We start from the raw sequence: 24978 nt of genomic DNA, 5'->3' as shown, positions 1-24978 counted from the left end.
TTCATTTAATCTTAATCAAATAAGTTTATTTAAGAATATTGTTTTTTGTAGTAATCTTTATAAGCTCCTGAAGTAACATTTTGTAACCATTCTTCATTATTTAGGTACCAATTAATTGTTCTTTCCAAGCCCTCTTCAAAAGTTACAGAAGGATTCCATCCAAGCTCTCTATTTATTTTAGAAGCATCAATAGCATATCTCAAATCATGACCCGGTCTATCTTTCACATAAGTAATCAATTCTTTAGAGGTCCCTTCTTCTCTACCTAATTTTTCATCCATAATCTGGCATAATAATTTTACCAAATCTATATTCTTCCATTCATTGAATCCTCCAATATTATATGTTTCATGATTTTTCCCCTCATGAAAAACTAAATCTATTGCGGCAGCGTGATCCTCAACAAATAACCAATCTCTTGTATAATTTCCATCGCCGTAAACAGGTAGAGGCTTATTATTTATAATGTTATTAATAAATAAAGGAATTAACTTTTCTGGAAAATGATAAGATCCATAATTATTAGAACAATTTGTTAATACATATGGTAACCCATAAGTTTCACCATAAGCTCTTACAAAATGGTCTGAACTGGCTTTTGATGCAGAATATGGTGAATTTGGATCATATGGAGTAGTTTCCGTAAAAAGTCCTTCACTTCCTAATGATCCATAAACTTCATCAGTACTGATATGATAAAAGCGCTTGCCTTCAAAATTATTTTTCCATTGACTCTTGACTGCATTTAACAAATTCATTGTCCCAATTACATTTGTCTTCACAAATGCTAATGGATCTTCGATCGAACGATCTACATGAGATTCTGCAGCCAAATGTAAAACTCCATCGAAATTATGCATTGAAAACAACTCATTTACAAATATTTCATCTACAATATCACCTTTAATAAAATTATAGTTAGAGTTATTTTCAATGTCTTTAATATTCTCTAAATTTCCAGCATATGTCAAGGCATCTAAATTGTAAACTTGATAATCTGGATATTTATTCACAAAACGTCTAACCACATGAGAACCAATAAATCCAGCACCGCCAGTTATTAGAATTTTTTTCATTTGAAATGCTTTATATTAATTTAATAAATTTGAATTTTGTCTTTCTAATTCGTTATATATATCTTTTACATCTTGCGAATCTTCTTTCTGTAAAATTAAATTCGCATTTTCTGTATAAACAAAAATGGTGTTTTTTAAACCTAAAAAGGTTGTATGTTTATCACATCCTATAACCATATTACCTTTAGAATCAATAGGATGCCCCTTCGATATTAAGTAATCATATACTGATTCAAATGATCCCAAATCCGACCATGAAAATGAAGCAGGTACTACCTTAATCTTTTTACTTCTTTCCATTACGGCGTAATCTATACTTATAGAAGGAATTTCCATCGATAAATCTAAATCTAAAAATCCGGCTTTATTTGCTTCCCAAACGGCTTTAGATTTTTCGTAAACATCTGGCTGAAACTTTTTTAATTCTTCTAAAAGAACATTTGCTTTAAAACAAAACATTCCGCTATTCCATAAGAAATTGCCTTTTGCAATAAATTCTTTTGCTGTTGTTTCATTAGGTTTTTCTCTGAAAGAAATAACATTGTCTCCTCTTGCTTCGATATAACCGTATCCTGTTTCGGGTTTTGTTGGTATAACACCAAATGTAACAATAAATCCTTCATTTGCTTTTTCAACAGCTTCAGATATTGCCTGATTATAATTATCCATCTGATCTATAATATGGTCTGATGGAGTAATAATTAAAATATCATCTGGATTTGAGGCAAAAGCAGCAAAAGCAATTGCAGCAGCCGTATTTCTTGGTGTTGCTTCAATAATATTTATATATGATGTATTAGTTTTATCCATTACATGACCACTCAATTGATGATTATCAACATTTCCTACCACCATTACTTTATTAGCTAAATGACTATTTCTCTCAACAGTCATTTCAAATAAAGATTTTCCATCAAATATTTCGAGATATTGTTTAGGGCGACTTTTACGAGAAAGAGGCCATAATCTACTTCCAACTCCCCCCGTTAAAATTACATGTATGATAGATTTATCTGAACTCATATATTTTAAATAAAAAATGAATTTTAAAACTAAAGCCTATTGTCTGCTAAAGATCCTAAAACTCCTTTTACATCGTAAATTAAACTTTTGTCTTTTTGTAAACTTGAAAAATTAATATTCAGAAATTCCGAATGTGCTACACCTAATACTAAAGCATCAAATTTTTCTACAGGTAAAACGTTAACTGTTTCTAATCCATATTCCTTTTTTACTTCTTCAGTACTAACTAAAGGATCAAAAACAGTTACTGTTATGCCGTAATCTTTTAGAGCTTTTATCACATCGACAATTTTAGTATTTCGCACGTCTGGGCAATTCTCTTTGAAAGTAATCCCAAGCATTAATAATTTGGCTCCATTTACAGAAATGCCTTTTTTTATCATTAACTTCACTATTTGCGAAGCAACGTATTCACCCATGCTATCGTTTAAACGTCTTCCAGCTAAAATTATTTCAGGATGGTAACCAAATTCCTGTGCTCTTTGTGCTAAATAATAAGGATCTACGCCAATACAATGTCCTCCAACAAGCCCTGGCTTAAAAGGTAAAAAATTCCATTTTGTTGCTGCTGCTGTTAAGACTTCTTGTGTATCAATATTCATTAAATTGAATATCTTCGCTAACTCATTAACAAAAGCAATGTTAATATCTCGCTGGGAATTCTCAATTACTTTAGCTGCTTCTGCAACTTTTATTGAAGGCGCAAGATGTGTTCCTGCTGTAATTACGGATTTATATAACGAATCTACTTTTAAACCAATTTCAGGAGTTGAACCTGAAGTAACTTTCAAGATTTTCTCAACTGTATGTTCTTTATCTCCAGGATTGATTCTTTCAGGAGAATACCCTGCAAAAAAATCTTCATTAAAATTTAATCCTGAAACACGTTCTAGAACTGGTACACATTGTTCTTCCGTTACCCCTGGGTATACTGTCGATTCGTAAATAACGATATCTCCTTTTTTTAAAACTTTACCAACAGTTTCACTTGATTTATATAATGGAGTTAAGTCTGGTCTGTTATTTTTATCTACTGGTGTTGGAACTGTAACAATGTAATAGTTACAATCCTCAATTTCCTTTAAAGAAGTAGTACAGAACAATCCGTTTTCTTCATTAGAATTTTCGATTAAAACTTTTTTTAAAACCTCATTTTCAACTTCTAAAGTTGTATCAATTCCTGACTTTAAGGAATTTACTCTAGATTCGTTTATATCAAATCCTACTACTGGGTATTTTGTAGCAAATAATCGAGCTAATGGCAATCCTACATAACCTAAACCAATAACTGCAATTTTCACTTTTTTTTCCAACTTCATAATTTTTTAATTTATTTCTGGTCATTAAAACTCACGGCTTCGCCGTTCTCAGTCACAAAACTCTGACTCAGATACCTAAATTAATCATTTTCGGCAAATATAGCATAATAAGTCTAGTAATTCAATACGGTTTCCCGTAATTCTTACAAAACGATTATGCTGTTTAAACACAAACTTTTACAACAACCTACTAATCAGAGTGTAAATAAATACACATTAAAAAAACAGAAGAAAAAATCTTTAAAAAAACTTTCTCTTCTGTTTTATTGCTTGATTTTTAGTCTCATTTGTACTTTATCTTCAGGACACATCCTAATGCTTCTAAGACTAGTATATAATAGTTATTTGAAACTTCCTGAACTATGGCACTCTGATTACTAAATGCACCTGAATCTAATTTAATTCTATCTCCTACTTGAATAGAAGAAACTGATATATCGCAAATATTTGCAGCGTTAAGGCTTTTCTTTATAATTTCAATTTCCTGATCTTTCACAATTGCTGGCTTTCCTAACCAAAATAGATAGCGGACAACTCCAGCAACCTGAAATACTTGATTTCGCTCTGAATCTGATAACTGAACAAAAACATAAGAATTAAAAAGAGGCATTTCAACTTTCTTTTTACGATCTGACCATTGTTTTGTCTGAGTAATTAAAGGACAATAACATTCTATTCCCAGTCCATTAAGTTTATCTGCTACTTTTTTTTCCCACTTGGGTTTTGTATATACCACGTACCAATTCATTCTCTTTCATTTATCTTTACAAATACAAAACTATCTTTATGATCCAATACCGTTATAAACGAATCCAATTGATTCTAATTGTTTAGCATCTAAAATATTTCTTCCATCAAAAATAAAGGCTGGTTTATGCATTGAATCATAGATTTTCTTCCAATCGTACGTTGTAAATTCATCCCACTCTGTTAAAATGGCAATCGCATGTGCATCTTTACATGCCTCATATGCATTCTCAAAAACGTTTAAAGATTTTAGGTTTTCCTCTTTTGTTCGCGTTTCTAAATAATCCATATCGCTTAGCATTTTATTTTTAGAAACTTTTGGATCATAAACAGAGATTTTAGCTTGTTCATTTATTAAATCATCAGCAACATAAATTGCAGCAGACTCTCTGGTATCGTTTGTATCTTTTTTAAACGCCCAACCTAAGAATGCGATTTTTTTATCTGCTACTGTATTATATAATGTTTGAACAATTTTATTCGAGAATCTTCTTTTTTGATGATCGTTCATAATAATAACCTGTTCCCAATAATCTGAAACTTCATCCAACCCATATGATTTTGCTATATACACCAAATTCAGAATATCCTTTTGAAAACAAGAACCTCCAAATCCAACAGAAGCTTTCAAGAATTTAGGTCCAATTCTACTATCCATACCAATAGCTTTAGCTACTTCATTTACATCAGCGCCTGTTTTTTCACAAAGTTCTGACATTGCATTTATTGAAGAAATACGTTGTGCCAAAAATGCATTTGCTGTAAGCTTAGACAGTTCTGATGACCAGACATTAGTTGTCAAAATTTGATTTTTACTTACCCAATTTGCATACACTTCTACTAATGAATTAATAGCCTCTTCACCTTCTGGGGTTGTATCTCCGCCAATTAATATTCTATCTGGATTTAACAAATCTGTTACCGCCGTCCCTTCTGCTAAAAACTCTGGGTTTGATAAGATTTGAAATTGAACTCCATTACCGGTGTTGTCTAAAATACTTTTAATCGCTTCGGCAGTACGAACTGGCAAAGTAGATTTTTCAACTACAATTTTATTTTGTTTTGCAACTCGTGCAATCTGCCTTGCACACAACTCGATATATTTTAAATCAGCAGCCATTCCTTTCCCTTTTCCATAAGTTTTAGTTGGCGTATTTACAGAAATAAATATCATTTGCGCTTCGTCTATTGCGTTATCAACATCTGTAGAAAAAAATAGATTTCTTCCTCTTGCTTCTGCCACAATTTCAGAAAGACCAGGCTCATAGATTGGAATTTTTTCAGGATCTGGATTATTCCAATCTGCAATTCTTTGTTCATTTAAATCAACAACTGTAACCTGAATGTGCGGACATTTTTGAGCGATAACAGCCATTGTAGGTCCTCCAACATATCCTGCACCAATGCAGCAAATTTTTGTAATTTTCATTTGATCTATATTATCTTGATCTTAATTTTATTTTAAATTATTCCAATACCATTCAACAGCTTCTTTTAATCCTTCTTTCAGAGAATATTTTGGATTATAACCTAGATTTTTCTTTGCTTTTTCTATACTTGCCAGCGAATGTGGTATATCTCCAGCCCTATTTTCTCCATATATGACTGGAACATCTTTTATTTTTGAATCAAATTCAGATAGATATTCTTTTAAATATTTAACTAAATCATTTAATGTGTTTCTATCGCCAAATGCAGTATTATAAATCGTATTAATTGCCTCAGGATTCTGGCAAGTCATTGCCAATTCATTCATCTGAATCACATTATCTATATATGTAAAATCACGAGAATAATTTCCGTCACCATTGATTATCGGACTTTCATGATTCATGAACTGCTTTACAAACTTTGGAATTACAGCTGCGTAAGCTCCATTAGGGTCTTGTTTTCTTCCAAAAACATTAAAATAACGAAGCCCAATTGTTTCTAATCCATATGTCTTACTAAAAATTTCAGCATACAGTTCATTTACATATTTAGTAATTGCATAAGGAGACAATGGTTTTCCTATAACATCTTCAACCTTTGGCAATCCTTGAGAATCTCCATAAGTCGAAGAACTTGCTGCATATACAAATCGTTTTACTTTGGCATCGCGTGCCGCTGTAAGCATATTTAAAAAACCAGAAACATTTACATCATTTGTCGTAATTGGATCTTTTATCGAACGAGGAACAGAGCCAAGGGCAGCTTGATGTAAAACATAATCCACTCCTTCAACCGCTAAATTGCAATCAACTAAATTTCGAATATCTCCTTCGATTAATTTAAAATCGGAATTGTCTAAAAAATCTTTCAAATTATGACGATGACCCGTAGAAAAATTATCAAGACAAACTACTTTATAACCTAAAGCCAAAAAATACTCAGTCAAATTTGAACCAATAAATCCAGCTCCTCCCGTAATTAAAATTGTATTTTTTATTTTACTTTCCATTTCTCAAAGTTTAGCTTTTTCTAATTCGATTTAAAAATGTCTTCCAGAATCCATCTTTAACTTCTTCTTCGTGATAACCATTCGAATATGCTCCGTAACCATATCCGTATCCGTAACCACTTCCATATTTGGCTTTATTTTCATAACCATTCAATACAATACTCACATTGCTTAACTCTCCACGCTTAAGTCTGGTATTTAACAACGTTATCATATCTTTCTTAGTATAATTTTGTCTTACAATGTACAGAGTTACATCTGCAAACTGAACCAATTCTAAGGAATCTGCCACTAAACCAACTGGTGGAGTATCTAAAATTATATAATCATATTTCTGCTTCAGTTCGTCAATCAATTCTTTCATTGCATCACTTAAAATTAACTCTGACGGATTGGGAGGAATTGGCCCTGAAAGTATTACATCCAAATTTGGAATTGGAGTCGAATTCGTAATTTCTTCTAAAGTATTTTGCCTTATTAAATAATTTACAACTCCCAATGATGATTGTATTTGAAATTCATCAGCTAATCTTGGTTTTCTTAAATCCAATCCAACAATTACTGTTTTCTTTTCGCTTAATGCAAAAACTGTAGCTATGTTTATAGAGCAGAATGTTTTCCCTTCTCCACTAATTGATGAAGTAATCATTAAGGTTTTTGAACCGCTAACTTGCTGTTTTTTATATAAAAACTGAAGTGAAGAGCGTATTCCTCTAAATGACTCAGAAAGTGCTGATTTTGGTTTTTCGAAAACCGCCATACTGCCTGAATCTTTATTAAGACCTACTACACCAAGCAATGGGATTTGAGTCAATTTACTAATATCTTCACTATTCTGAATTGAATTATTAATGAAGAAAATCACTAAGACAAACAATAACGGAATTAAAATACCTAAAAATAAAGCCATTATGTAATTTACAGAAGTCTTAGGCCCTATTAAACCATCACCGATATCTTTTGCTGGGTCAATAAAGTGGATATCTGATAAGTTAGATGCTCTAACTATTTCAGCCTCATTCCTCTTTTGAAGAAATTCTGTATAAATATTATCATTTAAATCGTATTTCCTTTTGATTTTCAACAATTCTTGCTGTTCTGCTGGTAGCTTTTTAACAGTACTTTCTGCCTGGCCAATTTTTGCATTTACCAAAGATAAGTCATACAGCAATGAAGCTTTTGCAGTTAGAATATTCTCTTGGAGAACATTTTTTACTGCTGCCATCTGATTATCAAAATCTTTAAATATTTTTTCACTCTTTACCGCATAAGCCATCTCAGATCTTTGTGTAGAAAGTGCAATAAGTTTGGAAACGCTCGCGACAATATTAGGATCCTCAATTCCTGCAACTGAAGGTGCTGGCAATCTTGAATAATCTGTACTGCTATTTAAATAAGATTTTAAAGAATTGTAGTAGGCTATTTTTCTAGTTAATTGATCTTTTTGAATATCAAAATCCATTATCTTTTCTGAAACCTTAGCTCCCCCATCTTCAATTTCGTAAATATTTTTATCTTTTTGAAAAGATTTTAATTCATTACCGGTTTGCTTAAGCTGAGATTCCATAGCCACTAGTGTACTATCAATAAATCTAATGGTATTTGTCGCAAATTGGTTTTTGCCATCCAATTGTATTTTAATAAGCATTTTTACAGTAGAATTCAAATAATCAACCATTCTTGATTTATTTGTTCCCTGCATTGATAAAGTCAGTAATGACCCGCCGCCTTTTCCTGTATCTACATTTACACCTCTATATCTAGACACAGTTCCGTCAAAATCGTTAAATTTGACAAAATACTCTTTCCCTTTGTAAAAACCCGGATTATCTGTTATTTGCAGTTTCCAATTTAAGAATGGCAAATTAACACGTTCGCCTACTTTGTACTTTTTAATAAAATTTACAGGTTGTACTGACGTATTGCTATAAGAATTATTACTGTAAGTAATGAGCGAAACAGAATTATTTTCGAATGGAATTTGAATTTGATATTCGTTTTCACTTAAAAACTTTATGCTGATTAATGTACTTACAAGCTGTCCTTTTGTCTTGTCAATATCAATATAAAATGGCACAGCTCCATAAGAATCTATCAGATTATATTTTCCTTGCTCTAAATAATCAATATAGAATTGAAGTTTATCAACAACCAACTCATTATGAGATCTAGATTGGAGAATTGTAGAAATACCATTTACCTGATCTGAAATTCCTCCCCAATTGAAGACTAAACTTGTATTAGATGTAAAAAAAGGATTGCTTTCTTCTTTTATAGAAATCATGGTCTGCATTCCGTAAATTTTTTCTTTACGAATATTAATCTGGTAAGCAATTGTAAATGCAATAATTAAACTTGCAAGAAACCATTTCCAGTAACTTGCAATTTTCAACAGAAATCCTTTAAAATCAAAATGTGAATGATTTTCAAAAATGGAAAAATCTTTAATGTCTAACATTTTTAAAATCTGTTTATTTTATAATTAGATAAACTGTTGTAGCCAATGACAGCAAAGTGATTATTGTAGATATAGACTGTATTCCTGTCTGTCCTGTTCCCCATGTTTTTTGTTTCAATGGCTTTACGTAGATATAATCATTTGGCTGTAAATAATAATAAGGTGATTTCATTACGTTGACATCAGTTAGATCAATATTGTGCATTTGAACCCCAGTAGGTGATTGACGAATTACCGTTACCTCTTTTCTATTACCAACTGTAGTAATATCCCCTGCATTTGCAACAGCTTCTAAAATGGTTACATTATCTTTAAATAATGTTTTTGTTCCAGTACTTCCAACTTCTCCATTTATAGTATATCTAAAACCAGCTAACTTGACTGTAACAAAAATATTGGCTTCACTTTTAAAATATTCTTCCAGTAGTTTTTTTTCAATTTTTACTCTAACCTCTTCAAGAGTGTATCCAATAACATTAATTTCTCCTAAAATTGGCATTCTAATATTCCCATGATCATCAACTGTAAACCCGTCAAAATACAAACCTGATTCTGATTTAGAAGTTTGACTGCCTTGACTTTCTGTTGCATTAAATATAGAAACCAATTTTGGATCGATTGCTTTTATATTAACACTAATAATGTCATTTACCTGTAGTCGATATGGCTTTGATTCTACTGCTGCAATTGATGTTTGCTCACGAGAATCATTTTTGTCCTGCAGATAAACCAAATCTTTAATCGGAATACATGAGGTAAACAATATTGAAATTAATAAGAATAGAAAAAAGCTTGTTTTCGTCATTCGTTCAAATTTATTGCAAATACAGTCTTCCTTAATATTCAGAAAACCTAAGTCTATTTGGGGTTTAGTTAATTATTTTTAAATGTTTTTTCAAAAGGCACTCTATGCAAAATACTTCGTCCTAGTGTTATTTCGTCTGCATACTCTAATTCGTCTCCAACAGATATTCCTCTCGCAATTGTTGAAATTATAATCTTCGAATCTGCAATTTGTTTATAGATATAGAAATTTGTTGTATCTCCTTCCATTGTTGAGCTTAACGCAAAAATAATTTCAGTGACATTTCCAGATTTCACTTTTGCTACCAAACTAGAAATATTCAATTGATTGGGTCCAACTCCTTCAATCGGCGAAATTTTACCTCCAAGCACATGATATATTCCTTTAAACTGCCCAGTATTTTCGATTGCCATAACATCACGAATATCTTCTACAATGCATATAGTTTCATGATTTCTTACTGGATTGGCACAGATCTCACAAATTTCAGTATCCGAAATATTATGACAACTCCCACAAAACTTAATATCCTCCCGCATATTCAACAATGCTTGAGACAAAAAACCAGTTTGTTCTTTCGGCTGTTTTAATAGATGAAGAACTAGCCGAAGTGCCGTACGCTTACCTATACCTGGCAATTGCGACATTTCGCTTACTGCTTTTTCAATTAATTTTGATGAAAATTCCATGACGACAAAAGTAATACTTTTAATGGTTTAGCCTACATTAAAGCCATTAAATTCAAGGCTTAACAATATTGAAAGAATATTATGAAATAATACTCTTTTCAATATTTAAACAATTACATCCTAAAGGCAATAGTTACAGTTAAAATCTATTTCTACAACTATAGTCAACTTTTAATATTGACTTGTAGCCAATAAAACTAATGTACAAGCCACTTCTTTTTCAATATTATTTAAATCCAACAATTGATATAATTCTGGATTTTCAGTACCAGGATTAAAAATCACCCTTTTAGGTTGCGCTTCGATTATATAATTGTAATAATCTCTTTGACGAGCTGGATTTAAATATAGAGTGATAGTATCTATATTTTTAATGGGAATAGCCTTTGTTTGAATTTTCACTCCAGCAACTTCACCTGCTTTTTGACCAATTGCCAATACAGAATGCCCTTTACCTACCAACATATTAACCGCTCTGTATGAATAACGCTCTGGATTTGTAGATGCTCCAAGAACTAATGTTTTTTTACTTTTCATAATTTTTATTTAGACTGCAAAAATAATCAAAAAGAACGATTTAGCTTTATGTCTTTGACTCATAATCAATAGCAATAAAAATATTATCATAACATAATTTAATGTAAAAGCATCAAAAAATAACTACTTTTACTTCACTAACCAATATAATATGGAATTATTTATTTACTTATTTGCCGCTTTGTTCTCAGTACTAAACCCGATTGGTACAGTACCAATCTTTGTTGGATTAACCCAGCATGACTCCCAAAAAGAAAGATCCCGAATTTCTCTTTGGACAGCAATCAATGTTTTTATCATATTACTGGTTTCTTATTTTATTGGCCAATATGTTTTAACTTTTTTTGGAATTAGCATAGATGCCTTAAGGATTGCAGGAGGAATCGTAATTGTAAATTCTGGATTTTCTTTACTTTCTGGAAAATTCAACAAGAAAAGAGGAATCAACAAAAAAATTGAAAATGAAGCGCAACACAGAAACGATATTGCACTCACCCCATTAGCAATACCAATGCTTGCAGGTCCAGGATCTATGTCGCTTTTAATTGCTTTCTATCAAGAACATCATCAAATAAACGAAATCATAATTTCTTCGTTAGCAATTCTTGCTATCGCTGTGGCTATTTTTGCCATTTTAAAAAGCGCACATTATCTGGCTAGAATTTTAGGGGCCTCTGGAATTGTTGCTATCTCAAGAATTGTCGGCTTTATCGTAATCTCAATTGGCATTCAATATATAGTGAGCGCTATTGTGAATATTATTAAAGGAAATTTTTAATTTACAAGATTAATTAGTAAAACAAAAAAGGGATGAGAATTTCAATAACTCTCATCCCTTTTCTATTTTATAGCTTTTGAAATCCTAGCTTCTTGGCAAGAAAATTTCTGCCATCATACATCTGGCACTTCCACCGCCGCAAGCTTCAATTGTATCGAGACTTGAGCTTAAAATTTCTGCATGATTTTCTAACTGGGCAATTTGTTTCGGAGTCAAACTCTGATGTGCAGATGCACTCATTACAACATATCTCTTATCATCTTTCCCACGAACTTCCAGCATATTTCCAGCAAAATTATTTACCTGATCTTCTGTAATTAAAATAATTTCTTTCTTATCTTCTTTCAGATTATCCAAAACCATTTTACGCTCTTTTTTGTCGTCAATAGAATCGGCGCAAATTACCGCAAAGGTTTCACCTAAACACATCATAACATTGGTGTGATAAATTAGTTTACGCTCACCATTTACAGTTTGAAAAGCTTCAAAAATCACAGGAGCATAATCAAAATCTTCACAGAATTCAATAAACAATTCCTCGTCTGCTCTTGGTGATAATGCGCAGTATGCTTTACCATTGGCTCTATCCAACAACAAACTTCCTGTTCCTTCTAAAAAAATTCCATCTTCTTCTGCAGAAGTATAGTCCATAATATTTGTAATCTCAAATCCTTTTTCTTCCAAAGTATCCAAAATATCTTCGCGACGTTCCTGACGACGATTTTCAGCAAACATCGGATAAAGTGCCACATCTCCATTTTCATGAAAAGAAACCCAATTATTTGGAAAAATACTATCTGGAGTATCGGTTTCCAAATTATCATCAACTACCGTTACATCAACACCGACAGCACGTAATTTTTCAACGAAAGTATCAAATTCTTGCTGCGCTTTTGCATTGACAGTACTTGGCAAAAGCCCGTCTAATACTTTTTGATAATAATTATTTACAGCCGTCTGTTCATTCATTCTGAATGCAACTGGACGAATCATTACGATAGCATTTGTTGTTTGTTTCATTTTTATTTTGTTTCAAGTTTCAAGTTTCAGGTTTCACATGCATAACTTGAAACCTGAAACTTGAAACAATTATTAATCCCTAATTAATGGCAGAGTTGAACATCTCAACAATCCTTCTTGTTTTGCGATTTCGGCGTATGGAATTTCTTCAACAGTAAAACCATTTTCACGAAGCCAGTTATTCAAACGAGTAAAATTCTTTTCAGAAACCACTACATTTTCATCAATTGAAAATACATTCGAAAACATATTATACATTTCATTTCTTTCAATATGAAATAAGTTTTCTCTTCCAAAAAGATTTACCAAATACAAATAATCTGCTTCTTCACGAAAACCTCTTTTATATATAATACCTTTATCTTTTCCTACTGGCTGAAAACAGCAGTCTAAATGTAATGCATTATCTCTTGCTTCAAGTTTAGATTTTACTAAATCAAATTCTTTTACAATTTTATTTGGGAATAACGACTTAATATAATTTACACCATGCATATTTGTTCTTGCCGTAATGTAATCTTTATAATCGCTTCCTTTATATGTTCCGATAAAAATATGATCATTCCAAAGCATTACATCTCCACCTTCGATATGCACTTCTTCTGGCGGACGAACAACCTTTAAAGGATTAATCTGATCGATTACATATTGAATTGCATCTAGCTCTCTTTCTCTGTCGGGAAGAATATTAGATTTCACAAAAGTGTCATCAATTACAAAACCTATATCTCTTGCAAAAATCTGATTGTAGTTTTCAATCATTTCCGGACGATATACAGTTACATCATATTTCTGAAAAACAGCATTAAAAGCATCCATTTCATCAACCATATCTTTTTCTACAGGATAAGTTCCTGCCTTAATATGTTCCAATGATTTAGGGTCATAAGCCTCTTCTATAGTTGGAGTTGGCCCATTATGAACAGCAGAACCAAGAACTACAGCACGAAGGCGAGACGTTTCGTTCTTTACATTTAATTGCAACATAACTTTATTATATTTTGAGCAAATATAAAAAAAGCTTCACAGTTAAGTGAAGCTTTCGTTTTTTATTTATTAGACTTAAATTCTCTAAGAGGATGTCCTGTATAAATTTGTCTTGGTCTGCCGATTGGCTCTTTATTTTCACGCATTTCTTTCCATTGTGCAATCCAACCTGGTAATCTTCCAATAGCAAACATTACAGTAAACATATCTGTTGGAATACCTAAAGCTCTATAAATGATTCCAGAATAAAAATCTACGTTTGGATATAGGTTTCTTGATTTGAAGTACTCATCTTCAAGAGCTGCTTTTTCTAATTTTCTTGCAATATCTAAAATCGGATCTTCAACACCTAAAGTTTCTAATACTTCTGTTGCTGCTTTTTTGATGATTTTAGCTCTTGGATCAAAGTTTTTATAAACTCTGTGTCCGAATCCCATTAAACGGAATGGATCATTTTTATCTTTTGCTTTCTCTAAAAATTTATCTGTATCTCCACCGTCTTTATTAATTTCTTCAAGCATTTCAAGTACCGCCTGGTTTGCCCCACCATGAAGTGGTCCCCAAAGTGCAGAAACTCCTGCAGAAACCGAAGCAAATAAACCAGCGTGAGAAGAACCTACCATTCTAACTGTAGAAGTAGAACAATTTTGCTCATGATCAGCATGAAGAATAAACAATTTATCTAGCGCATTTACAATAACAGGATTTGCAGTGTAAGGTCCTGTAGGCAATTTAAACATCAATTGCATAAAGCTTTCTACATATCCTTTTGTATTATCATAATAATTTAAAGGATAACCCATTGATTTTCTGTAAGTCCATGTAGCTATTACAAGAAATTTCGCCATTGTTTTACAAATAGCTTCGTACATTTCTTTTTCGTTATCAACATTTACTGCTTTAGGATTAAATGCTGTTAAAGCACTTGTCAAAGCAGACAAAACTCCCATTGGGTGAGCTGTTTTTGGAAAACCATCAATGATATTTTTCATTTCTTCGTTTACCAAAGAATGTTTTTTAATACCATTTTCAAAATCTTCTAATTGAGCAGCTGTAGGTAATTCTCCAAAAATCAAAAGATAAGAAACTTCTAAGAAACTAGCTTTTTCTGCTAAATCTTCAATTGAATATCCTCTGTAACGTAAAATTCCTTCTTCTCCATCTAGGAAAGTGATTTCACTGGTACAAGAACCAGAATTTTTATAACCTGGGTCAATTGTAATAACACCTGTTAAATCACGTAATTTGTTAATATCTATAGCCGATTCATTTTCACTTCCTGTGATTACCGGAAGTTCAATTTTTTTACCGTCTATTTCTAATGTAGCTATTTTTGACATAATATCTTGGAAATAATTCTTTAAATAATAATTTACCAAATCTAATGAATTTAAGACTAATTAAAAAAAGAATACTGCTATGAATTTGTTAAAACTCCAAAAAAAAACCATCTGCAATAACAGATGGCTTCTTTTTAATATATAACTCGTAAAATTATTTAATTTTAAAAGCATTTAAACCAGGGAAATAAGCAGTGCTTCCTAATTCTTCTTCAATTCTTAATAATTGATTGTATTTAGCCATACGATCTGAACGAGAAGCAGAACCAGTTTTAATTTGACCACAATTTAAAGCTACAGCTAAGTCTGCAATTGTATTATCTTCAGTTTCTCCAGAACGGTGAGACATTACAGAAGTATAACCTGCATTTTTAGCCATATTTACAGCTGCAATAGTTTCAGTTAAAGTACCAATTTGGTTAACTTTTACTAAGATTGAATTAGCGATTCCTTTTTGAATTCCTGTAGATAAACGCTCAACGTTAGTTACAAATAAATCATCTCCAACCAATTGTACTTTATCACCAATTTTTTCAGTTAAGTATTTCCATCCATTCCAATCATCTTCGTACATACCGTCTTCGATAGAAATAATTGGGTATTTAGCCGCAAGTTCAGCTAAATAATCCGCTTGCTCCTCAGAAGTTCTGATTTTTCCAGTTTCTCCTTCAAATTTAGTGTAATCGTATTTTCCGTTCACATAAAATTCAGAAGCAGCACAGTCAAGAGCAATCATAATTTCGTCACCGAAAGAATAGCCAGCTTTTTCAACTGCTAATTTAATTGTATCTAAAGCATCTTCTGTTCCTCCAGCCAAGTTTGGAGCAAAACCTCCTTCGTCACCTACAGCCGTACTTAAACCTCTGTCGTGTAACACTTTTTTCAAGCTGTGGAAGATTTCAGTTCCCATTTGCATAGAATGCGTAAAAGAAGTTGCTTTTACTGGGAAAATCATAAACTCTTGGAATGCGATAGGTGCATCAGAGTGAGAACCACCATTGATGATGTTCATCATCGGAACTGGCAATGTATTAGCAGAAACACCACCTACGTATCTGTACAATGGCAAACCAAGTTCGTTAGCAGCAGCTTTTGCAGCAGCCAAAGAAACTCCTAAAATAGCATTAGCTCCTAATTTAGATTTGTTTGGAGTTCCATCTAAATCAATCATTAATTGGTCAATTGTGTTTTGTTCGAAAACAGAAGTTCCAACTAATTCTTCAGCAATAACGGTATTTACATTATTCACTGCATTCAAAACACCTTTACCTAGATAAGCTTTACCTCCATCACGTAATTCAACAGCTTCGTGCTCTCCAGTTGAAGCTCCAGATGGAACCGCAGCCCTACCTAAAACTCCATTTTCAGTTACTACATCTACCTCAATAGTAGGATTACCTCTAGAATCAAGAATTTGTCTTGCGTGAACTTTAATTATAATACTCATTATTTTTGTTTTTTATTAATAAATTATATTTTTTTTTCGAAAGTATAAAAATATTTGATACTAAAAACCCATTTTAGTCATTAAACACCTTTATTTATTAACTACATCGTTTTAGACTTTACTAGTTTTTATATTCTCCACAAATTGATCAAACAAATAAGAAGAATCATGTGGACCAGGACTTGCCTCTGGATGGTATTGTACTGAAAAACAATTCTTATTTTTCATACGCATACCTGCAACAGTGTCATCATTTAAATGGATATGCGTAAGCTCTAATTCTGGATGACCTTCTAATGCTTCTCTTTTAACAGCGAATCCGTGATTTTGAGAAGTAATCTCACCTTTACCTGTAAGAAGATTTTTTACCGGATGATTAATTCCTCTATGCCCACCAAACATTTTATAAGTCTGAACTCCATTAGCCAAAGCTATAATTTGATGACCTAAGCAAATTCCGAATAAAGGTTTATCTTCTGCAATAATTTTTTTAGCTACATCAATTACCCCATGCAATGGATCTGGATCTCCAGGACCATTGGACAAAAAATAACCATCAGGATTAAATGCAGTCAGTTCTTCGTAAGATGTATTGTATGGAAAAACTTTGATGTAACAATCTCTCTTAGCAAAGTTTCTTAATATATTTTTCTTAATTCCTAGATCAAGTGCCGAAATTTTATAAGTAGCATTTTCATCTCCAACAAAATACGGTTCAGCTGTTGAAACTTTTGAAGCCAATTCTAAACCTTCCATATTTGGAACATTTGCCAATTCTTTTTTCAAATCTTCAATTGAAGTACCATCTGTGCAGATTACGGCATTCATTGCGCCATTATCACGAATATAACTTACTAACGCCCTTGTATCAACATCAGAAATACAGATTAAATTTTGTTTTGCAAAATAATCTTCTAAACTTCCTGAAGCGCCTTCACGCGAATAATTAAAGCTAAAATTTTTACAAACTAAACCAGCAATTTTCACGCTGTCTGATTCAACTTCTAAATCATTTATACCATAATTCCCAATATGCGGATTAGTAGTAACCATAATTTGACCAAAATACGAAGGATCTGTAAAAATTTCTTGGTATCCTGTCATTCCAGTATTAAAACAAACTTCACCAAAAGTTTTACCGCTAATACCGATAGACTTCCCATGAAAAATAGTTCCATCACTTAGTAATAAAATGGCGCTTTGTCGTGTTGTGTATTTCATTCTTTAATTTGTATTGTTTTTTTAATTGGTATGAAACTCAAAAGCTTCAATAATAATTAGATATTTTGCAAATTTACTTCTTTAAAAGAGCGCTTCCAAGATTTTTTAAAACTTTCATTCGCAAAAATAAAACCTACCATTTTAAATAAGTTACATTTTTACAGATTTAAAAAAATCAAAAAAAAAGGATAAACTAAAAATTAGTTTATCCTTTAATATTATAGAATGATTACTCTCATAATTATTCAGAAGCTTCAGTAGTCGTTTCTGTTTCAGTAGCAGGAGCTTCTGGAGCAGCAGCTTCAGCTTTTTTAGCTTTACCACCACGACGGCTTTTCGCTTTTTTAACTTCTTTTTTACCTCCGTTGTAAAGTTCATTGAAGTCAACAAGTTCGATCATCGCCATATCAGCGTTATCTCCCAAACGATTTCCAACTTTAATGATACGAGTGTATCCTCCTGGACGGTCACCTACTTTAGCAGCAACATCTCTGAACAAATCAGTTACAGCGTATTTGTTACGTAAGTAAGCAAAAACAATACGACGATTGTGAGTCGTATCTTCTTTTGACTTTGTAATTAAAGGCTCAACAAATTGTTTAAGCGCTTTAGCTTTAGCAACAGTAGTGTTAATACGCTTGTGCTCGATAAGAGAACAAGCCATATTAGCCAACATAGCTTTTCTATGTCCAGTCTGTCTGCTTAAGTGATTGAATTTTTTTCCGTGTCTCATGACGTGTTTTTTAAAACCTTCATCTTGCTTCTATCCTCTTTGGAGAGCAAAATACGAAGTGGTTTATTCTTTATCTAATTTGTATTTAGCTAAATCCATTCCGAAAGTTAAATTTTTAACTGCAACAAGTTCATCAAGTTCAGTTAAAGATTTTTTACCAAAATTACGGAATTTCATTAGGTCATTTTTATTGAACGATACTAAATCACCAAGTGTATCAACTTCAGCCGCTTTCAAGCAATTTAATGCTCTCACAGATAAATCCATATCAACAAGCTTAGTTTTAAGCAATTGTCTCATATGCAATGACTCTTCATCATACGATTCTGTTTGTGCAATTTCGTCAGCCTCAAGTGTAATTCTTTCATCAGAAAACAACATGAAATGGTGAATTAAAACTTTAGCAGCTTCAGTAAGAGCATCTTTAGGATTAATAGATCCATCAGTTTTGATCTCAAAAACTAATTTTTCGTAATCTGTTTTTTGCTCTACACGGAAATTTTCGATTGCATATTTTACATTTTTTACCGGAGTAAAAATAGAATCTGTAAAAATCGTTCCAATTGCAGCATTCTGTTTTTTGTTCTCTTCAGCAGGAACGTATCCTCTACCTTTCTCGATTGTTAAATCGAAGTTCAATTTGATTTTAGAATCTAAATTACAGATAACAAGGTCTGGGTTCAAAACTTGAAAACCTGAAATAAATTTTTGAAAATCACCTGCTGTTAATTGGTCTTTACCTGAAACAGAAATAGTAACTGATTCATTATCGATATCTTCAATCTGACGTTTGAAACGTACTTGCTTAAGATTAAGGATAATTTCTGTAACGTCCTCAACAACACCTGAAATAGTAGAAAACTCATGATCTACACCTTCGATACGAACAGATGTAATTGCATAACCTTCTAACGCTGAAAGCAAAACTCTTCTAAGTGCATTACCAACTGTCAATCCGTAACCAGGTTCTAAAGGTCTAAACTCAAATTTACCTTCAAAATCGGTTGAATCGATCATGATAACTTTATCGGGCTTTTGAAAATTAAATATTGCCATAAATTTCGACTAAGTCAATTATTATTTGTTGTACAACTCTACGATTAATTGTTCTTTAATGTTTTCTGGAATTTGAAGTCTTGCAGGTACAGAAACGAAAGTTCCTTCTTTAAGATCATTGTTCCAAGTAATCCATTCATAAACATGACTTGAATTTGATAAAGAACGTTCGATAGCTTCTAAAGATTTAGATTTTTCACGAACTGCAACTTTATCACCAGGCTTAAGGTGGTAAGAAGGAATATTAACAACCTCTCCATTTACAGTAATGTGTCTGTGAGAAACGATTTGACGCGCACCTCTTCTAGATGGAGCAATTCCCATTCTAAAAACAACATTATCTAATCTTGCTTCGCATAATTGTAATAAAACTTCACCAGTTACTCCTTTAGTCGCTGATGCTTTTTCGAATAAATTTCTGAATTGTTTTTCTAAAATTCCATAAGAATATTTAGCTTTTTGCTTTTCCATTAACTGAACAGCGTACTCAGATTTTTTTCCTCTTTTTTTAGCCATCCCGTGTTGTCCAGGTGGGTAATTTCTTTTTTCGAAAGATTTATCATCTCCGAAGATTGCCTCGCCAAATTTACGAGCGATTTTGGTTTTAGGACCAGTATATCTTGCCATTTTAAAAAAAATTTTAAGGTAGAAATTATGAATTCAGGTCTAATCCTTCGATAATCTATGTTCTACCTTGTTTATACTATAAATAAATAAAATTAAACTCTACGTCTTTTTGGAGGACGACATCCGTTGTGTGGCATTGGAGTAACATCAATAATTTCTGTAACTTCAATTCCACCGTTATGAATAGAACGGATAGCAGACTCACGTCCGTTACCTGGTCCTTTTACATAAACTTTCACTTTTTTCAATCCAGCCTCAAGTGCTACTTTAGCACAATCTTCTGCTGCCATTTGAGCTGCGTAAGGAGTGTTCTTTTTAGAACCTCTGAAACCCATTTTACCAGCTGAAGACCAAGAGATAACTTCACCTTTCTTATTAGTTAAAGAAATAATAATGTTATTAAAAGTGGCAGAAATATGAGCCTCACCCGTTGATTCAACGATAACTTTACGTTTTTTTGCAGTTGCTTTAGCCATATTACTTATTATTTAGTTGCTTTTTTCTTGTTAGCAACAGTTTTTCTTTTACCTTTTCTTGTTCTTGAGTTGTTTTTAGTTCTTTGTCCTCTTAACGGAAGACCAGATCTGTGACGAATACCTCTGTAACATCCAATATCCATTAAACGTTTAATGTTTAAAGAAATTTCAGAACGTAATTCTCCTTCAATTTTGTAAAATGAAACAGCTTCACGAATTGCTCCGATTTCGTCGTCATTCCAATCTTGAACTTTTTTATCTTGGCTTACTTGAGCTTTTTCTAAAATCTCAATAGCTCTACTTTTTCCTAATCCGAAGATATAGGTAAGTGCGATAACACCTCTTTTGTTTTTTGGGATATCTACCCCTGCTATTCTTGCCATAATTATCCTTGTCTTTGTTTAAATCTAGGATTCTTTTTGTTTATTACGTACAGTCTCCCTTTTCTACGCACGATAATGCACTCGGCACTTCTCTTTTTTACTGATGCTCTAACTTTCATAGTGAATATCCTTTAATATCGATAAGTAATTCTTGCTTTTGACAAATCATAAGGACTCATTTCTAACTTCACTTTATCACCAGGTAATAATTTGATGTAATGCATTCGCATCTTTCCAGAAATATGAGCAATTACGATATGTCCATTTTCTAACTCTACACGGAACATTGCATTAGATAATGCTTCAATAATTGATCCGTCTTGTTCTATTGCTGATTGTTTTGCCATAAATATATTAAGCTACCGCTTTTCTATTTTTACCAGTCTTCATTAAACCATCGTAATGTTTGTTTAACAAGTATGAATTGATTTGTTGAATAGTATCTATTGCAACACCAACCATAATTATTAATGAGGTACCCCCAAAAAACATAGCCCAAGATTGTTGTACATCCATAATACTTACAACAATCGCTGGGAACACAGCAATCAAAGCAAGGAATAAAGATCCTGGGAAAGTTATTAAAGACATCACTTTATCTAGGAAGTCTGAAGTTTCAGCTCCTGGACGAACGCCAGGAATAAAACCACCACTTCTTTTTAAATCATCAGCCATTTTGTTAGTAGGTACAGTGATTGCAGTATAAAAGAATGTAAATACAATAATTAATGTTGCAAATACAAAGTTATACCAGAAACCAAACATATTACTAAATGCACCAACAATAGATTGTGATGTATCTGATTTAGACAATCCAGCCACAGCTGCAGGGATAAACATAATTGCTTGAGCAAATATGATTGGCATAACTCCAGAAGCATTAAGCTTTAGAGGAATCCATTGTCTATTACCACCTGCTAAATCTTGCTCATAGTCACCTGTTGTTGTACGACGAGCGTACTGAACTGGAATTCTACGTACTGCCATTGTAAGCAGAACACAAGAAATAATAACTAACAGCCACACAATAATTTCAATAACTAATAACATTGGACCTCCATTGTTATTGGTAACTCTCGTTGTAAACTCTTGAATAAAAGCTTGCGGTAAACGAGCCAAGATACCAACCATAATTAACAATGAAATACCATTTCCAATACCTTTATCTGTAATTTTCTCACCAAGCCACATAGCAAAAATTGTACCAGTAACTAAAATGATAACTGAAGAGAACAAAAATTCAGGTGAATTAAAGCCTAGCAAAAATGCATTACTAGGCAATGTTCTGTATAAATTATAGATATAAGTTGGACCTTGAACCAATGTGATAGCGATTGTCAACCAACGAGTGATTTGATTAATCTTTTTTCTACCACTTTCCCCATCATTTTGAAGTTTTTGTAAATATGGAATCGCAATTCCCATTAACTGAACAACAATAGACGCAGAAATATAAGGCATGATACCTAAGGCAAAAACTGAAGCCTTAGAGAAAGCACCCCCGGTGAACATGTCTAGAATAGATCCTAGACCATTTTTAGTTTGTCCCGCTAAACCAGTCAATTGCGTTGCGTCAATTCCAGGAAGCGTAACGTGTGCTCCAAAACGATATACTAAAAGCAATCCTAAAGTAATTAAGATTCTATTCCTTAGTTCTTCGATTTTCCAAACATTACTTATTGATTCAATAAATTTCTTCATCTTAATAGATAAGTTATATAGTTACAGCCTCTCCACCAGCAGCTTCAATAGCAGCTTTTGCAGTAGCAGTAAATTTGTGGGCAGTTACTTTTAATTTTGCTTTCAATTCTCCTCTACCTAAAATCTTAACGATTTCATTTTTAGTAGCCAAACGATTTGCAACAAATTCTGTCATAGAAACAGAATCAGTAATTGCACCATTGTCTACCAATAATTGAAGAGTATCTAAATTAACACCTTCGTATTCTTTACGATTAATGTTTTTGAAACCAAACTTAGGTACACGTCTTTGAAGTGGCATCTGTCCTCCTTCAAAACCAATCTTTTTAGAATAACCAGAACGAGATTTAGCTCCTTTGTGTCCTCTTGCAGCGGTACCACCTTTTCCAGAGCCTTCTCCTCTACCTAATCTTTTATTCTGATTGTGCGTAGATCCTTCAGCAGGCTGTAAGTTACTTAAATTCATAACAGTATTTGTTATTTAGCTTCTTCAACAGAAACTAAGTGTTTAACTTTGTTTATCATCCCAAGGATAGCAGGATTTGACTCATGCTCCACAACTTGTCCAATTTTACGCAGACCTAAAGCTTCCAAACCTCTCTTTTGAGAAAGAGGACAGTTGATTTTGCTTCTTACTTGTTTTACTAATAATTTAGCCATAATTTCCTAATTAACCTTTAAAAACTTTCTCTAAAGAAACTCCTCTTTGTTTTGCAACAGTGTGAGCACTTCTCATTTGCAATAAAGCATCAAAAGTTGCTTTAACTACGTTATGTGGATTTGATGATCCTTGAGATTTAGACAATACATCGTGAATACCTACTGACTCAAGAACTGAACGAACAGCTCCACCAGCAATAACTCCTGTACCATGAGATGCAGGAATTAAGAATACACGAGCACCACCAAATTTACCTTTTTGTTCGTGAGGAACAGATTGTCCATTCAAAGGAATTCTAACTAAGTTTTTCTTAGCATCTTCTACTGCTTTCGCAATTGCTTCAGAAACGTCTTTAGATTTTCCTAATCCATGACCAACTACTCCGTTTTCATCACCTACAACTACAATAGCAGAAAAACCGAAAGCTCTACCTCCTTTTGTAACTTTAGTAACACGATTAACACTAACTAGACGATCTTTTAATTCAAGACCACTAGGTTTTACCAATTCTACATTTTTGTATTTAGACATAATATATTAGAATTTAAGTCCAGCGGCTCTTGCGCCTTCTGCTAATGATTTAATACGACCGTGATATAAATATCCACCTCTGTCAAAAGTGATGGTATCAATCCCAGCTTTTAACGCTTTCTCAGCAACTAGTTTTCCAACAGCTGCAGCGATTTCAACGTTTGTACCTTTTCCTATTTCTTTTTCTCTTGAAGATGCAGCTAATATAGTAACTCCATTTACATCATCAATGATTTGAGCGTAAATTTCTTTATTACTTCTAAATACAGAAAGTCTAGGTCTTGCAGCTGAACCACTAACCGATTTTCTAATTCTGAATTTAATTCTCTGTCTTCTTTCAGATTTTGTTAATGACATAATCTTATATTTTAAGCTGATTTACCTGCTTTTCTTCTTAATACTTCACCTACAAATTTAACACCTTTTCCTTTGTATGGTTCAGGCTTACGGAAACTTCTAATTTTCGCAGCAACTTGACCTAAAAGTTGTTTATCAAACGATGTTAATTTTACGATAGGATTCTTACCTTTTTCAGATATTGTTTCTAAACTTACTTCTGGAGCAATTTCTAAAACAATATTGTGTGAATATCCAAGAGCTAAATCTAATTTCTGTCCTTGGTTTGAAGCTCTATAACCAACTCCAACTAATTCAAGTTCTTTAGTAAAACCTTCAGATACACCAATAATCATGTTGTTGATTAATGATCTGTATAATCCGTGTTTTGCTCTTTGGTCTTTATAATCAGATGATCTTTCAACTATAACCTGATCACCTTCAACTTTTACAGTTACGTCCGAAAACTCCTGAGTTAGTTGACCTTTTTTTCCTTTTACTGTAATAATACCGTCTTTAACTTCTACAGTTACACCAGCAGTGATTACAATTGGGCTTTTACCTATTCTTGACATCTTTATCTAGTG

The 24978-nt window shown here is 32.6% G+C and carries 29 protein-coding genes; 1 reads left to right on the top strand and 28 read right to left on the bottom strand.

What is annotated here, in order from left to right:
- Nucleotides 1-29: 29 nt before the first annotated feature.
- From rfbB to EG814_RS12895, 10 genes are all read right to left on the bottom strand, one after another.
- Nucleotides 30-1076, bottom strand: coding sequence for a dTDP-glucose 4,6-dehydratase (gene rfbB / locus EG814_RS12940; protein WP_125722333.1), 1047 nt, complete (start codon nucleotides 1074-1076; stop codon nucleotides 30-32).
- A gap of 15 nt (nucleotides 1077-1091) precedes the next feature.
- Entirely contained in the window at nucleotides 1092-2099 is a 1008-nt protein-coding gene (locus EG814_RS12935) for a mannose-1-phosphate guanylyltransferase (protein ID WP_125722332.1), read from the bottom strand.
- A gap of 29 nt (nucleotides 2100-2128) precedes the next feature.
- Nucleotides 2129-3418, bottom strand: coding sequence for a nucleotide sugar dehydrogenase (locus EG814_RS12930; protein ID WP_125722331.1), 1290 nt, complete (start codon nucleotides 3416-3418; stop codon nucleotides 2129-2131).
- A 283-nt stretch (nucleotides 3419-3701) separates the two neighbouring features.
- On the bottom strand, nucleotides 3702-4166 hold the full coding sequence (locus EG814_RS12925; protein WP_125722330.1) for a UpxY family transcription antiterminator: 465 nt from the start codon (nucleotides 4164-4166) through the stop codon (nucleotides 3702-3704).
- 36 nt (nucleotides 4167-4202) lie between these two features.
- A complete protein-coding gene (locus EG814_RS12920) occupies nucleotides 4203-5594 on the bottom strand; it encodes a UDP-glucose 6-dehydrogenase (RefSeq protein ID WP_125722329.1) in 1392 nt (463 codons plus the stop codon).
- A gap of 27 nt (nucleotides 5595-5621) precedes the next feature.
- The gene (locus EG814_RS12915) at nucleotides 5622-6605 is read right to left on the bottom strand and encodes an SDR family oxidoreductase (RefSeq protein WP_125722328.1); all 984 of its coding nucleotides are present in this window, start codon (nucleotides 6603-6605) and stop codon (nucleotides 5622-5624) included.
- A gap of 10 nt (nucleotides 6606-6615) precedes the next feature.
- Nucleotides 6616-9063: a polysaccharide biosynthesis tyrosine autokinase gene (locus tag EG814_RS12910; protein WP_125722327.1), complete on the bottom strand. Its 2448-nt coding sequence runs from the start codon at nucleotides 9061-9063 to the stop codon at nucleotides 6616-6618.
- 13 nt (nucleotides 9064-9076) lie between these two features.
- Entirely contained in the window at nucleotides 9077-9868 is a 792-nt protein-coding gene (locus tag EG814_RS12905; protein ID WP_125722326.1) for a polysaccharide biosynthesis/export family protein, read from the bottom strand.
- Between the two features lie 68 nt (nucleotides 9869-9936).
- Entirely contained in the window at nucleotides 9937-10557 is a 621-nt protein-coding gene (gene recR / locus EG814_RS12900) for a recombination mediator RecR (protein WP_125722325.1), read from the bottom strand.
- A gap of 171 nt (nucleotides 10558-10728) precedes the next feature.
- Nucleotides 10729-11094 (bottom strand): CoA-binding protein, encoded by a 366-nt coding sequence (locus EG814_RS12895; RefSeq protein WP_125722324.1) that lies wholly within the window; start codon nucleotides 11092-11094, stop codon nucleotides 10729-10731.
- Nucleotides 11095-11245: 151 nt separating this feature from the next.
- Here EG814_RS12895 and EG814_RS12890 point away from each other — a divergent pair, with 151 nt between their 5' ends.
- A complete protein-coding gene (locus EG814_RS12890; RefSeq protein WP_125722323.1) occupies nucleotides 11246-11872 on the top strand; it encodes a MarC family NAAT transporter in 627 nt (208 codons plus the stop codon).
- 84 nt (nucleotides 11873-11956) lie between these two features.
- On the opposite strand, the gene ctlX is transcribed toward EG814_RS12890, so the two are convergent.
- The 18 genes from ctlX to rplF all read right to left on the bottom strand — a co-directional run bounded on the left by ctlX (nucleotide 11957) and on the right by rplF (nucleotide 24966).
- Nucleotides 11957-12892: a citrulline utilization hydrolase CtlX gene (ctlX, locus tag EG814_RS12885; protein ID WP_125722322.1), complete on the bottom strand. Its 936-nt coding sequence runs from the start codon at nucleotides 12890-12892 to the stop codon at nucleotides 11957-11959.
- Between the two features lie 72 nt (nucleotides 12893-12964).
- Nucleotides 12965-13879 (bottom strand): dimethylarginine dimethylaminohydrolase family protein, encoded by a 915-nt coding sequence (locus tag EG814_RS12880; RefSeq protein WP_125722321.1) that lies wholly within the window; start codon nucleotides 13877-13879, stop codon nucleotides 12965-12967.
- A 62-nt stretch (nucleotides 13880-13941) separates the two neighbouring features.
- The gene (locus EG814_RS12875) at nucleotides 13942-15219 is read right to left on the bottom strand and encodes a citrate synthase (RefSeq protein WP_125722320.1); all 1278 of its coding nucleotides are present in this window, start codon (nucleotides 15217-15219) and stop codon (nucleotides 13942-13944) included.
- A gap of 154 nt (nucleotides 15220-15373) precedes the next feature.
- The gene (eno, locus tag EG814_RS12870; RefSeq protein WP_095931491.1) at nucleotides 15374-16666 is read right to left on the bottom strand and encodes a phosphopyruvate hydratase; all 1293 of its coding nucleotides are present in this window, start codon (nucleotides 16664-16666) and stop codon (nucleotides 15374-15376) included.
- Between the two features lie 111 nt (nucleotides 16667-16777).
- Nucleotides 16778-17887 (bottom strand): glutamine-hydrolyzing carbamoyl-phosphate synthase small subunit, encoded by a 1110-nt coding sequence (gene carA, locus EG814_RS12865; protein WP_125722319.1) that lies wholly within the window; start codon nucleotides 17885-17887, stop codon nucleotides 16778-16780.
- 241 nt (nucleotides 17888-18128) lie between these two features.
- Nucleotides 18129-18620, bottom strand: a complete 492-nt coding sequence (gene rplQ / locus EG814_RS12860; protein WP_125722318.1) for a 50S ribosomal protein L17 — start codon at nucleotides 18618-18620, stop codon at nucleotides 18129-18131.
- A 63-nt stretch (nucleotides 18621-18683) separates the two neighbouring features.
- On the bottom strand, nucleotides 18684-19676 hold the full coding sequence (locus tag EG814_RS12855; RefSeq protein WP_008464329.1) for a DNA-directed RNA polymerase subunit alpha: 993 nt from the start codon (nucleotides 19674-19676) through the stop codon (nucleotides 18684-18686).
- A gap of 21 nt (nucleotides 19677-19697) precedes the next feature.
- Nucleotides 19698-20303 carry a 30S ribosomal protein S4 gene (rpsD, locus tag EG814_RS12850; protein WP_008464326.1) on the bottom strand — a complete coding sequence of 202 codons (606 nt, stop codon included), beginning with the start codon at nucleotides 20301-20303 and terminating at the stop codon, nucleotides 19698-19700.
- A 92-nt stretch (nucleotides 20304-20395) separates the two neighbouring features.
- Nucleotides 20396-20779, bottom strand: coding sequence for a 30S ribosomal protein S11 (gene rpsK / locus EG814_RS12845; protein ID WP_026727866.1), 384 nt, complete (start codon nucleotides 20777-20779; stop codon nucleotides 20396-20398).
- 8 nt (nucleotides 20780-20787) lie between these two features.
- Nucleotides 20788-21162, bottom strand: a complete 375-nt coding sequence (gene rpsM, locus EG814_RS12840; RefSeq protein WP_008464322.1) for a 30S ribosomal protein S13 — start codon at nucleotides 21160-21162, stop codon at nucleotides 20788-20790.
- Nucleotides 21163-21164: 2 nt separating this feature from the next.
- The gene (ykgO, locus tag EG814_RS12835) at nucleotides 21165-21281 is read right to left on the bottom strand and encodes a type B 50S ribosomal protein L36 (RefSeq protein WP_002987490.1); all 117 of its coding nucleotides are present in this window, start codon (nucleotides 21279-21281) and stop codon (nucleotides 21165-21167) included.
- Nucleotides 21282-21293: 12 nt separating this feature from the next.
- Nucleotides 21294-21509 (bottom strand): translation initiation factor IF-1, encoded by a 216-nt coding sequence (infA, locus tag EG814_RS12830; RefSeq protein ID WP_007136545.1) that lies wholly within the window; start codon nucleotides 21507-21509, stop codon nucleotides 21294-21296.
- Nucleotides 21510-21516: 7 nt separating this feature from the next.
- On the bottom strand, nucleotides 21517-22863 hold the full coding sequence (gene secY, locus EG814_RS12825) for a preprotein translocase subunit SecY (RefSeq protein ID WP_125722317.1): 1347 nt from the start codon (nucleotides 22861-22863) through the stop codon (nucleotides 21517-21519).
- A gap of 13 nt (nucleotides 22864-22876) precedes the next feature.
- On the bottom strand, nucleotides 22877-23329 hold the full coding sequence (gene rplO / locus EG814_RS12820) for a 50S ribosomal protein L15 (RefSeq protein ID WP_095931496.1): 453 nt from the start codon (nucleotides 23327-23329) through the stop codon (nucleotides 22877-22879).
- A gap of 11 nt (nucleotides 23330-23340) precedes the next feature.
- Nucleotides 23341-23523 (bottom strand): 50S ribosomal protein L30, encoded by a 183-nt coding sequence (gene rpmD / locus EG814_RS12815; protein ID WP_008464315.1) that lies wholly within the window; start codon nucleotides 23521-23523, stop codon nucleotides 23341-23343.
- Nucleotides 23524-23533: 10 nt separating this feature from the next.
- Nucleotides 23534-24058, bottom strand: a complete 525-nt coding sequence (gene rpsE / locus EG814_RS12810; protein ID WP_085949269.1) for a 30S ribosomal protein S5 — start codon at nucleotides 24056-24058, stop codon at nucleotides 23534-23536.
- A 3-nt stretch (nucleotides 24059-24061) separates the two neighbouring features.
- Entirely contained in the window at nucleotides 24062-24412 is a 351-nt protein-coding gene (rplR, locus tag EG814_RS12805; RefSeq protein ID WP_109190655.1) for a 50S ribosomal protein L18, read from the bottom strand.
- An 11-nt stretch (nucleotides 24413-24423) separates the two neighbouring features.
- A complete protein-coding gene (gene rplF / locus EG814_RS12800; RefSeq protein ID WP_125722316.1) occupies nucleotides 24424-24966 on the bottom strand; it encodes a 50S ribosomal protein L6 in 543 nt (180 codons plus the stop codon).
- Between the last annotated feature and the right edge of the window lie 12 nt (nucleotides 24967-24978).

The sequence above is a fragment of the Flavobacterium ustbae genome, assembly GCF_003946915.1.
GTDB lineage: Bacteria > Bacteroidota > Bacteroidia > Flavobacteriales > Flavobacteriaceae > Flavobacterium > Flavobacterium ustbae.
This window is presented reverse-complemented; position numbering and strand designations above follow the sequence as displayed.